This window comes from Streptomyces sp. SCSIO ZS0520 (genome assembly GCF_025643355.1).
GTDB lineage: Bacteria > Actinomycetota > Actinomycetes > Streptomycetales > Streptomycetaceae > Streptomyces > Streptomyces physcomitrii.
This window is the reverse complement of sequence record NZ_CP092644.1, coordinates 6,154,284-6,165,711: the sequence shown is the minus strand read 5'-3', so window position 1 is coordinate 6,165,711 and position 11,428 is coordinate 6,154,284. Positions and strand designations below refer to the sequence as shown.

Annotated in this window: 5 protein-coding genes; 3 read left to right on the top strand and 2 right to left on the bottom strand. The window is 76.3% G+C overall.

Going from position 1 to position 11,428, the window contains the following annotated elements:
- Positions 1–42 precede the first annotated feature (42 nt).
- Entirely contained in the window at positions 43–1,296 is a 1,254-nt protein-coding gene (locus tag MID12_RS24755; protein ID WP_263170828.1) for a PucR family transcriptional regulator, read from the bottom strand.
- A 163-nt stretch (positions 1,297–1,459) separates the two neighbouring features.
- On the bottom strand, positions 1,460–2,941 hold the full coding sequence (locus tag MID12_RS24750) for an MFS transporter (protein WP_263170827.1): 1,482 nt from the start codon (positions 2,939–2,941) through the stop codon (positions 1,460–1,462).
- Positions 2,942–3,197: 256 nt separating this feature from the next.
- Here MID12_RS24750 and MID12_RS24745 point away from each other — a divergent pair, with 256 nt between their 5' ends.
- From MID12_RS24745 to MID12_RS24735, 3 genes are all read left to right on the top strand, one after another.
- Positions 3,198–4,946, top strand: a complete 1,749-nt coding sequence (locus MID12_RS24745) for a fatty acyl-AMP ligase (RefSeq protein ID WP_263170826.1) — start codon at positions 3,198–3,200, stop codon at positions 4,944–4,946.
- A 386-nt stretch (positions 4,947–5,332) separates the two neighbouring features.
- A complete protein-coding gene (locus MID12_RS24740; protein WP_263170825.1) occupies positions 5,333–9,889 on the top strand; it encodes a type I polyketide synthase in 4,557 nt (1,518 codons plus the stop codon).
- A gap of 191 nt (positions 9,890–10,080) precedes the next feature.
- Positions 10,081–11,109 (top strand): alpha/beta hydrolase, encoded by a 1,029-nt coding sequence (locus MID12_RS24735; protein WP_263173437.1) that lies wholly within the window; start codon positions 10,081–10,083, stop codon positions 11,107–11,109.
- Positions 11,110–11,428: the final 319 nt, after the last annotated feature.

Genomic DNA, 11,428 nt, shown 5'->3' with positions numbered 1-11,428 from the left:
CTCAGGAACCCGGCCCGGAGGCGAACTCCGCGCCCCCGCCGCTCACTTCGGCGTGCCCCGCTCCCCCGCCGGCCGCAGACTCCGTGCCTGCAGGGCGAGTTGCATCTCGAACTGGGCCTGGGCGTCGTGCAGCCGGGGTCCGAAGACCTCGTCGAGCTGGCGGAGCCGGTAGCGGACGGTCTGCGGGTGGACGGCGAGGCGGGCGGCGACCTCGCTGGCGTTGTGGCCGCTCTGCAGCCAGCAGAGCAGGGTCTCGGCGAGCCGTTCGCGCTGCGGCGGGCGCACCTCCTCCAGGGGGGTGAGGTGGCGCGCGGACAGGGCGTCGATCAGGGACTCGTCGCGGAAGAGCAGCAGGGTCGCCAGATGGTCCGTGCAGCGGACGAGTCCGCCGTGCGGCAGGATGCCGCGCCGGGCGAGTTCGAGGGCGTCGACGGCCCAGCGCAGCGAGCGGGCGCCCTCGGCGAGCGGGACGGTGGGCCCGACCGCCGCGGTCATGCCCTGCAGGGCGGCGGCGATGGCCCGCGCGCGCCCGGGGCCCTCGGGGTCGGGGACCACGATGCGGCCGGGGAGTTCGTCGAAGCGGGCGAGGAACTCCCGCGGCACGATGGGCCGTACGGACTCCGGGGTGGAGGCGTGGTCGGTGACCACCACCGCGATCTCGCGCGGCAGTTGCCACTGGGCGGCGTGCGCGAGGTCGCCGATGGCCTCGGCGGCGACCGGCGGATCGGCGACCAGGAGGTCGATGAGGCGGCTGCGGCGCAGCTGGAGTTCGCCCGCGGCGTGCAGCCGGGCCTCGGTGTATCCGGCGGTGGTGGCGGCGGCCATCTCGTCCAGGTGCAGCAGCAGGGCCTCGCCGAAGGCGGCGAGCACGGGCTGCGGCACCGAGTCGGCCTCGACGAGGGCGTTGACCCGCCGCCAGGTGACGCGGGCGCCCAGGCGCAGCGCGGACTGGAAGGAGTCGAGGCTGCGCCCCTCCTCGGCCTCGCCCTTGCCGATGCGCTGGTAGGTGGCCTTCACGGACTCCCAGTCGGTGTCGGACTGGACGATGCGGGCGATGAAGCCCTGCAGCGCGGTCTCCACGCCCCGGTGCACGACATGCATATAGGTGTCGTTCATGGGGCGGGCGTACTCGGGGATCTCGGTCCTGATGGCCCGCACGATCTCCTCGGTGATGCCGGGCAGGTGCGGGCGCAGCAGTTCGTCGAGGCCGGAGGCCAGGACCCGGAAGGGGGTGGCGGCCGGTTGTGGCGCGCGCTGCGTCGGCACGGCGCGCGGGTGCGAACGGATCGGGCACATCGTCGCTCCCTCGGCTGGAGAAGGGGGTGCGGGACGGGTCACCGCGTCGGCCCCAGCCAAGTTACGGACAAGTAACACGCCTTCCTAGTCATCCGCCCACAGGACTGGCGGCGAGGACTGTGCGCCCGGCACAAGACAGCCCGGGGAGGAAAGGCGCGAATGCTCATCTACGGGACGTAGGGCGGGTGTTCGGACCGCCGCTCTTGTACGGAACGGAGGGTCGGGCCCCGGCGAGGACGCGGCGGGCGGGCCGCCGGTGCCGGCCCCGGCGGCGGAAGGCGAACCAGGTGACCACCGCGCCGAGCAGCACGCACAGGGCGGCGATCCGCAGGCCCGCGTGGTAGCCGTCCAGGAAGGCGCGGTCGGGGTGGGTGCCCGCGCCGAGGGCGGCGCGTTCGCGGCGGGCGAGCACCGCGCCGACCAGGACGACGCCGAGGACCCCGGAGATCTCCCGGGCGGCGCTGAGCAGTCCGGAGGCCGTGCCGGTGTCGGACGCGGGGACCTGGGCCACCGCCCGTACGGTCATCGGCGTGGTGAGCGCCGAGCCCGCGCCGATCAGCAGCAGCCCGGGCTGGAGGTCCGCGTAGGAGGCGCCGAGCCCGGCGGTGGAGACGAGCAGGAGCCCGGCCGCGACCGCGGCCAGGCCCAGCGCCATGGAGACATGCGCGCCGAGCGCGGCGGCGGCCCGCTCGGCGAAGGGGGTGGCGAGCAGCAGGGCGAGCGCCAGCGGCAGGAAGGCGAGCCCGGCGCCGGTGGGGGTGAAGCCGAGGACGCGCTGGAGGTAGAGCGCGGTGAAGAAGAAGACGCCGTTGACGCCGATGCCCCACAGGATCTGGGCCGCGGCGCCCCCGCTCAGCGCCCGGTCGCGCAGCAGCCCCGGGGTGACCAGCGGGGCCGCGGCGCGGGATTCGGCGTAGAGGAAGGCGAGGGTGAGGGCGGCGGCCAGGCCGAGGCAGAGCGGGACGGGGGCGGACCGGAAGCTGTGTTCGCCGCCCTCGACGAGTCCGTAGGTGAGCAGCAGCAGGGCGAGCGAGGAGAGCAGGGTGCCCGGCAGGTCGAGGCGGCCGCGCGGCGAGGGGGCCCGGCGCTCGTGCGGCGGCACCGCGGGGACCAGGAGCAGGGCGAGCAGTCCGAAGGGGACGTTGAGCAGGAAGACCCAGGTCCAGTCCCCGTGCTGGGTGAGCAGTCCGCCGACCGCGGGCCCGGAGGCGAGCGCCAGGGCGAGGGCCGAGGTCCACAGCCCGATGGCGGTGGCGCGGCGCCCGGCGGGCAGGTCGGCGGCGACCACCGCGAGCGAGGCGGGGATGACCAGGGCGGCGCCCGCGCCCTGCACCGCGCGGGCGGCGATGAGCTGGGCGCCGCTGCCCGCGAGCGCCGCGGCGGCCGAGGAGAGCGTGAAGACGGCGAGGCCCGCGGCGAGCGCCCTCCGGCGGCCGAGCAGGTCGGCGAGCCGCCCGCCGAGGAGCAGCAGGGCGCCGAAGCTGAGCACATAGCTGGTGGCCACCCACTCCAAGTCCGTGACGGACAGGCCCAGTTCGCGCTGGACGGTGGGCAGGGCCACATTGATGACGGTGTTGTCGAGGGTGGTGAGGAATCCGGCGACGGCGACCATCGCCAGCACCGCGAGCAGCCGGGCACGGCCCATCCGGGGGCCTCCTTCCCTTGCCGGGACGACTGGTCGGACGACTGGTCAGGGGGCGGATTCTCCGGGTGGCGGGGGTGCGCGGGCTGCTGTCCGAAGCGCCGATCGTCCCGGCCGCGGTTGTCAACGGCCTGACAAACGCGGCCCGTTGCTCTGTCAGCACACCGTCTAACCCACCGGCCCGGATACGCCGGAACCTGGTCGTCCCCCGTTCCGGGAGCCGTTGTCCGCGTACCGCGATCCTCAGGCTGGAGCCGGCATGACGTCCGATTCGCCCCCCACGGGCCCGCTGCTCACCGATCACCTGCGGCACTGGGCCGCCGCGCGTGCCCACCAACGCGCCTTCACCCACGTCGACTTCCCGGGCCCGACCGCCCCCGGCACGCACCGCAGCCTGAGCTGGCGCGCCCTGGACGAGCGCGCCCGGGCCGTCGCGGACGGGCTGCTCCGGGTGGCCGCGCCGGGCGAACGCGCCGCCCTCGTCCTGCCGCAGGGCCTCGACTACGTCAGCGCCTTCCTCGGCTGCCTCTACGCCGGGGTGATCGCGGTGCCGCTGTTCACCCCCGAACTGCCGGGTCACGAGGGGCGGTTGGCGAGCGTGCTGCGCGACTGCGAGCCCGCCTGCCTGCTCGTCACCTCGGCGGGCGGGCCGACCGTGGCGGCCTTCGCCGCCGAGCACGGGCTGCCCGAGGTGGCCCAGCTCCCGGTCGACGAGCTGCTCACCCCCGGAACCGGTCGACTCCCCTCGCCCGCACCGGAGGACATCGCCTACCTCCAGTACACCTCGGGCTCCACCCGCACCCCCGCGGGCGTGCTGATCAGCCACGCCAATGTGCTCGCCAACGCCCGCCAGGGCATCGCCGCCCTCAACCCGGCGGCCCTGCCGGTCACCACGGTCGGCTGGCTGCCGCTCTTCCACGACATGGGCCTGCTGCTCAGCGTCGCCGCCCCGGTGACCGGCGGCTTCCCCTCGGTCCTGATGGACCCGGTGGCCTTCCTGGAGGAGCCCGCCCGCTGGCTGCGCCTGCTCGGCGGCTACCCCGGCGCGATCAGCGCGGCACCGAACTTCGCCTACGACTACTGCGTGGCCCGCACCGACGAGGACACCGTCGACGAACTGCGCCTGGAGCGGGTACGCGCCCTGCTGAACGGCAGCGAACCGGTCCGCGGCACCACCCTGGAGCGCTTCGCCGCGCACTTCGCCCCCGCCGGTCTCGCCCCCGAGGCGCTCTGCCCGGCCTACGGTCTCGCCGAGGCCACCGTCTTCGTCACCAGCGACTCCCCGGACCGGGCGCCGGACACCGTGCGCTGCTCGGCGGCGGCGCTCGCCGAGGGCCGCGTCGAGCCGGGCGCCCCGGGCGAGGGCCGCACCGCCCTCCTGGTCTGCGGCCCGCCCGCCGGGCAGGAGATCCGTGTCGCGGACCCGGCGACCGGCGCCGTCCTCGGCCCCGGCGCGGTCGGCGAGATCCAGCTGCGCGGGCCCAATATCGGCCTGGGCTACTGGAAGAAGGACCAGCTCAGCGCCGACTGCTTCGGTGTGCACGCCCCCGGCGAAGGGGCCGCGGAGGGCGGCTGGCTGCGCACCGGGGACCTCGGCGCCCTGTACGAGGGCCGCCTCCTGGTGACCGGACGCCTGAAGGACCTGATCATCGTGGACGGCCGCAACCACTATCCGCAGGACATCGAGGAGACCGTGCAGTCGGCCCTCGCGGTGGTACGCCGCGACCGCCTCACCGCGGTCGGCGTGCCCGCCGCGGACGGCACCGGCGAGGAACTGGTCGTGATCGCCGAGCACCGCAGAGGCCTCGCCCCCGGGCCCGCCGAGGCACGCGAGGCCCTGGCACTGGCCCGCGCCGCGGTCTCCGCCCGGCACGGGGTACGCCTCGCGGACCTGGTGCTCGTGGCACCGGGCGCGGTCCCCCGCACCTCCAGCGGCAAGGTCGCACGCGCCGCCTCCCGCGCACGCCTGACCAGCGGCGGCTTCGCCGCGGTGGAGGCGGGGCGATGAGCGGGGCGGAGGGCGTGTCCGGTGGGGGAGTTGGGGCGGGGCGGCCTGGGGTGGGGCGGCCTGGCGCGGGGGTGCCCGGCGCGGGGGTGCCTGCCGCAGGGTCGCGCGCCGCGGGGCTGCCCGCCGGGTGGGGTGCGGGGGCGCCGGAGGACTCAGAGCGGGCTGCGGGGGACTCGGGCCGGGCTCCGGAGGAATCGGGCCGGGCTGGTGGGCCGCCGGAGGACTCCGGCCGAGCCGGTGAGCCGCCGGAGGACTCGGGCCGGGCTGCGGGCGTGCGCGACGAGTCCAGGCGGAGGTCGGGACCACCGGAGGACTCGGCCCGGAGCGCGGCATCACGGGTCGACTCCGGCTGGACCGCAGGACCACCCGACGACACGGTCCGGGCCGTGGAACCACCGGACAACACGGTCCGGGCGGCCATGCAGCCGCCGGACGACTCCGTCCCGTCCGACCAACTCCCCCACGCCCGCGCCCCGTTGCCCCGGCCAGACGACACCCGCGAGCGCCCCGCCCCCCTCCCGAGCGCGCCCGACCGGGCCGCCCTGCGGGCCGCGCTCACTGATCATCTGCGGCTGCGCCACGGGATCGACCCGGCGGAGGTCGACGACGACCGGCCGCTCGCCGAACTCGGCCTGGCCTCGCGGGACGCGGTCGCCCTGACCGCCCGCCTCGGGGACCTCGTCGGGCACCGGCTGCCCGCCACCCTGCTCTGGGAGACCCCGACCCTCGGTGCCCTCCTCGCTCGCCTCGGTCGGGGGGAGGCCGGGCACGGCGGTCGTACCGATGCGGTCGGGCGCGCCAAGTCCGTTCCTCTGGAGGGCAGTTCACCGGTCGCCGTGATCGGGATCGGCTGCCGGTTGCCGGGCGGGATCCGTTCGCCGCGCGCCTTCTGGGAGTTCCTGGGCGAGGGGGGCGACGCGGTCGGCGAGGTGCCCGCGGGCCGCTGGGAACCCTTCGTACCCCAAGACGCCGAGCTGCCCGCGGAGTTGAGCCGGTACGGGGCCTATCTCGGCGGGATCGAGGAGGTCGCCGCCTTCGACGCGGAGTTCTTCGGCATCGGCGCGCACGAGGCCACCGCCATGGACCCGCAGCAGCGCATCCTCCTGGAGGTGAGCAGGGAGGCCCTGGACCACGCGGCGCTGCCCGCCGACTCGCTCGCGGGCAGCAGGACCGGCGTCTTCGTCGGCATCAGCGGCAACGAGTACGCCCATCTCACCACCGCCGCCCTGGAGTCGGTGGACGCCTGGACCGCGCCCGGCGGCTCGCTGAGCGTCAGCGCGGGCCGTCTCGCCTACACCCTGGACCTGCGCGGGCCCGCCCTCGCCGTGGACACCGCCTGCTCCTCCTCGCTGGTCGCGGTGCACCACGCGGTGCGCAGCCTCGCCTCGGGGGAGAGCGACACCGCGCTCGCCGCGGGCGTCAATCTGCTGCTCTCCCCCGCCGTCACGCTGGGCCTGCAACGAGCGGGCGCGCTCTCCGCGGACGGGCGCTGCAAGGCCTTCGACGCCGCCGCGGACGGCATCGCGCGCGGCGAGGGCTGCGGGGTGCTCGTCCTGAAACGGCTGGCCGACGCCGAGCGCGCGGGCGACCGGGTGCTCGCCGTGATCGAGGCCTCCGCGGTCAACTCCGACGGCCGCTCCAACGGGCTCACCGCGCCCAGCGCCGAGGCCCAGCGCGCCCTTCTCCAGGAGGCGCACCCCGCCCCGGCGCTGGTGGACTACGTCGAGGCGCACGGCACCGGCACCCCGCTCGGGGACCCCGTCGAGGCGGGCGCGCTCGGCGCGGTGCTCGGCTCCGGCGGCGGGCGCGGCGCCGACCAGCCGCTGCTGATCGGCTCGGCCAAGACCAACCTCGGCCATCTGGAGGCCGCCGCCGGGATCACCGGCCTGATCAAGACCGTCCTCGCCCTCCACCACGGCGAGATCCCGCCGCAGCTGCACTTCACCGAGCCGGGCCCGCACGCCGACCTGCCCGCCCTCGGACTGCGCGTGGTGACCGCCGCCGAACCCTGGCCGCGCTACGCGGGCACCGCCACCGCCGGGGTCTCCGCCTTCGGCTTCAGCGGCACCAACGCCCATGTCGTCCTGCGCGAACACCGCCCCGCCGCCCGCGGTCCGCGTCCGCCGAAGGCACCGCGGCAGCCCGCCGTGGTCCTGCTCGACGCGCCCACCGAGGACCGGCTGCGCGCCCGCTCGGCCGAACTCGCCGCCTGGCTGCGCGGATCCGAGGCGCGGGCGGTGCGCCCCGAGGACCTCGCCCGTACCCTCGCGGGCCGTACCGGCAAGGGCCGCCGCCGGGTGGCGGTCGTCGCCCGGGAGCGCGCGGAGATCGCCACCGCCCTCGACCGCCACGCGCGCGGCCGGGCCGACCCGCACCTGATCACCGGTGGCGGTCAGCCCCAAGGACCCGGCGCGGTCTGGGTGTTCTCCGGCTACGGCTCCCAGTGGCCCGGCATGGCACGCCAACTCCTCGATGCCGAACCCGCGTTCGCCACCGCCGTGGCGGAGATCGAGCCGGTGCTCGCCGCCGAGACAGGTCTCTCCCTGCGCGCCTGCCTGACCGGTGACGGTCCGTCAGGTCCGCCCGACCTGACCGCGATCGACGTGGTGATGCCCCTCCTCTTCGGCATCCAGGTGGCCCTGGCCCGGCTCTGGGAGTCGTACGGGCTGCGGCCCGCCGCCGTCCTCGGGCACTCGCTCGGCGAGATCGCCGCGGCGGTGGTGGCCGGAGCCCTCGAACTCCGGGACGGCGCCCGGGTGGTCGGGGTGCGCTCGCGGCTGCTCGCCACGGTGTCCGGTGGCGCGATGGCGGTGGTGGACCGGCCCGGCGAGGCGGTCGAGGCGCTCACCCCCGAACTCCCCGGACTGCGGGTCGCCGTGCACTCCTCCCCCGCGCAGTCGGTGGTGACCGGTCCCGCGCCCGAGGTGCGGGCACTGGTCGAACGGGTCACCCGGGAGGGCGGCTTCGCCCGGCTGATGCCGGTGACGGTGGCCGGTCACTCCGCCGAAGTCGACCCGCTGCTCGGCGAGTTCCGCGCCGCTCTCGGACAACTCGGCCCGAACACACCCGGGTTGCCGCGCTACTCCACGGTCACCGAGGACCCGCGTGCCGAGGCACCGAGCGACGCCGACTACTGGGCCGCGAATCTGCGCCGCCCGGTGCGCTTCGCCCAGGCGGTGCGCGCGGCGGCCGAGGACGGGCATCGCGTCTTCCTCGAAGTCGCCCCGCACGCGACCCAGTTGCACCCGCTGACCGAGACCCTGCGGGCGGCGGGCGCGGCCGACGCCCTGGTCCTCGGCACCCTGCGGCGGGAGGCGGACGAGGCGCTCGCCTTCCGCTCCGCGCTCGCCACCCTGCTCGTGCACGGCGCCCGCCCGCCCGGGCTGCGCGAGACCCTGCACCCGCGCGGCCGCATCTCCGAGGTCCCGGCGCCCCGTTGGCACCACCGCACTTTCTGGCCGGGCCGCACGGCGACCGCCCCGGAGCCCACCCCGCCCGGCACCGGCACCGGCACCGGCACCGGCACCGGCACCGAGGAGTCCGGCACCCTCCCCCGGCTGCGCCGCTGCGTCGCCGCGGTGATGGGCTACGGCCCCGAACGCCTCGACGCCGACCTGCCGTTGACCGACCTCGGCCTCGACTCCCTGACCGCGGTCCGCATCCGTACCGCCGTGGAGCGGGAGTTCGACGTGAGCGTCCCGCCCGCGGTACTGCTCCGCCAGGGCACCCTGCGCGCGGTCGCCGAACTGCTGGGGGCGGAGGCATCCGTACGGGAGGCGGAGGCCCCCGTACGGGAGAGGGAAGCGCCGCCCGTACCGGAGAGGGATGGATCGCCCGTAGGCGAGAGGGGCGAATCCGCCGTGGAGGAGAAGGCCGGAGCCCCGGCCGAGGCACCCGCGCGGGAGGCCGCCGCGGCACCGCCGGAGGCATCCGCCCCGGAGACCGCCGAGGCACCGGCCGGGCCCGCCCCGCGCGAAGCCGCGCCGGGGCGCGAGGCCGCCGCACCGCCCGCCACCGCGTCCCCCGCCCGCCCCGCGCCCCGGCGCATGACCGCGGGCACCACCTCCGGTCCGGTCCGCGGAACCCCCGGCCGTCTGCGGACCTTTCCCGGTACCGGCCCCGGGGTGCCCCTCTTCCTCGCGCACGCGGCCGGGGGTCTCGCCGATGTCTACGGGCCACTCGCCGAACACCTCGACACGGTGCGCCCGGTGTTCGGCTTCGACCGGTGGGAGGACGAGTACGGCCTGTACAGCGGCGTCGGGAGCGACCGCGTGCACGGCGCGTACGCCGCGGACGATGTCTCGGTGCGCGCCGTCGAGTTCGCCGCCCGGATCCGCGAGGTCCGCCCCGAGGGGCCCTGGCTGCTCGGCGGCTGGTCCTACGGCGGGCTGCTCGCCCAGGAGGCCGCCCGGCTGCTCTCCACCCGCGGCACCGTCGGGGCCCTGGTCCTCTTCGACTCGGTGCTCCCGCTCCCGGCGCCCGCCGCCCTCGACCCCCTCGCCCAGGCCCGCGCACGCTTCGCCGCCTTCGCCGCCTATGTCGAGGAGGTGTACGGCGAGCCGCTGCCGCTGCCGTACGAGGAGCTGGCACGGCTCGACGACACCGGGCAGGTCGACCTGGTCCTCAAACTCCTGGAGCAGGCCGTCGAGTTGCCCGCCTCGGTCCTCGCCCACCAGCGGACCTCCTACCTCGACCTGCGCAGCGGGGAGCGGCACCGGCCGGGACCGTACGCGGGCCGCACCCTGCTGTACCGGGCGAGCGAGGCCGCCCCGCACACCGTGCGCGATCCGCGCTACGAACGCGGGGACGAGGCGCTCGGCTGGGACGCGTACTGCTCCGCGCTGACGGTCCGTCCGCTGCCGGGGCACCATCTCGCGCTCCTCGACCCGCCGGTCGTCGACACCCTGGCCCGCCTGCTCGCCCACGATCTGTCCGGCTACTAGGCCGCGAGGGAGCGGGGACGCCCCTCCTCCGCCCCGGCCCCCAGACGCGCCGCCCGGTTTCCTCACCCTCCGCCGGACCGGGCGGCGCTCACCCCCACCGCCCTCCCCCGCCCGAACCCCGCGACCCGTACCCCCGTACCCCCCCCCGTACCCCCGTACCCCCGTACCCCCGTACCCCCGACGAGGTGACCATGCCGTCCTCCCCGCGCCACCGCGCCCGCACAACTCCCCGGCGTACGAAGCTGCTCGCCCTGGCCGCGAGCGTGCTGCTCGCCGGTTCCGGTGCGCTCCTGGTGCCGGAGGCCTCCGGCGCCCCGGCCGCGGACGCCGGGCGGCACCAGGGCGCGGAGGGGGCCCGGATCCTCGCGGAGGAGAAGGCCGGCGCGCGCACCCTCGACCTCACCGTCGACTCGCCCGCCCTCGGCACCACGGCCCGGGTCCGGGTGATCCTGCCCAAGGGCTTCGCCGGCGAGCCGGAGCGCCGCTGGCCCGTCCTCTTCCTGCTCCAGGGCGCCCACGACGACTACACCTCCTGGACGCGCGAGACCGGCGTGGAGTCCTTCCTCGCCGACAAGGACGTCCTGACCGTGCTGCCGTCCTCGGGCCCGACCGGCATCCCCACCGACTGGTGGAACTTCGGCCTGCCCGGCGCCCAGGACTACGAGGCCTTCCAGACCGAGGAGTTGGGGCGGCTGCTGCGCGAGCGCTTCCGGGCGGGTGAGCGGCGCGCGGTGGCCGGGGTGTCCACCGGCGGCTACGGCGCCCTCGCCCTGGCGGCCCGGCATCCCGGCACCTTCGGCGCCGCCGCCTCCTACAGCGGCATCACGGACACCACGGCCTTCGGCATGCCGACCGTGCTGAGCGCCATCGTCGCGCGCGAGGGGAAGCTGCCCGGTGCGCTGTGGGGTCCGCCGCTGCTTGCCCGGGCCAACTGGAACCGCCACAATCCGGCCGCCCTGGTGGACTCCCTCGACGGGACCGGGCTCTACCTCTCGCAGGGCAGCGGGCTGCCGAGCGAGGACTTCGGCAACCTGGAGGCGGCGGTCCTCGAAGGCACCCTCTGGGGCCAGGCGCAGGGCTTCGCGCGGAAGCTGAAGGCCGCCGGGATCCCCGCGCGGGTGCACTTCTACCAGGGCGGACTGCACGCCTGGGAGTTCTGGGAGCGGGAATTCACAGCTTCATGGCCCACACTGGCCGCCGGGCTCGGACTCCCCGGCTGAGGGCGACGCACGCCGGCCCGGCTGTGGGGGCCGGGCGGGCGACGTGGCGGTGCGCCCCCGGGGAGACGGGGCCCACCGCGGTGGCCGGTCCCCGCTCGGGGGCCGGCCACCGGTGCCGTACCGGGTGGTGAGGGGCGGCGCGAACCAGTCGGAGGCGGTGCTGACCAGGGGGCGTGCGCCCTTGCACGCTCGGGCGCGCGGATGGTCGGTAGCGCCCGCGTGTACTGCTTTCCCGCGCGCCCCTGTGCGCGCGAGCACACCCTTCGGGCGCCCTCAGGGAATCTCCCGAAGCACCACTCTTCTGTGTGAACCGGACGGC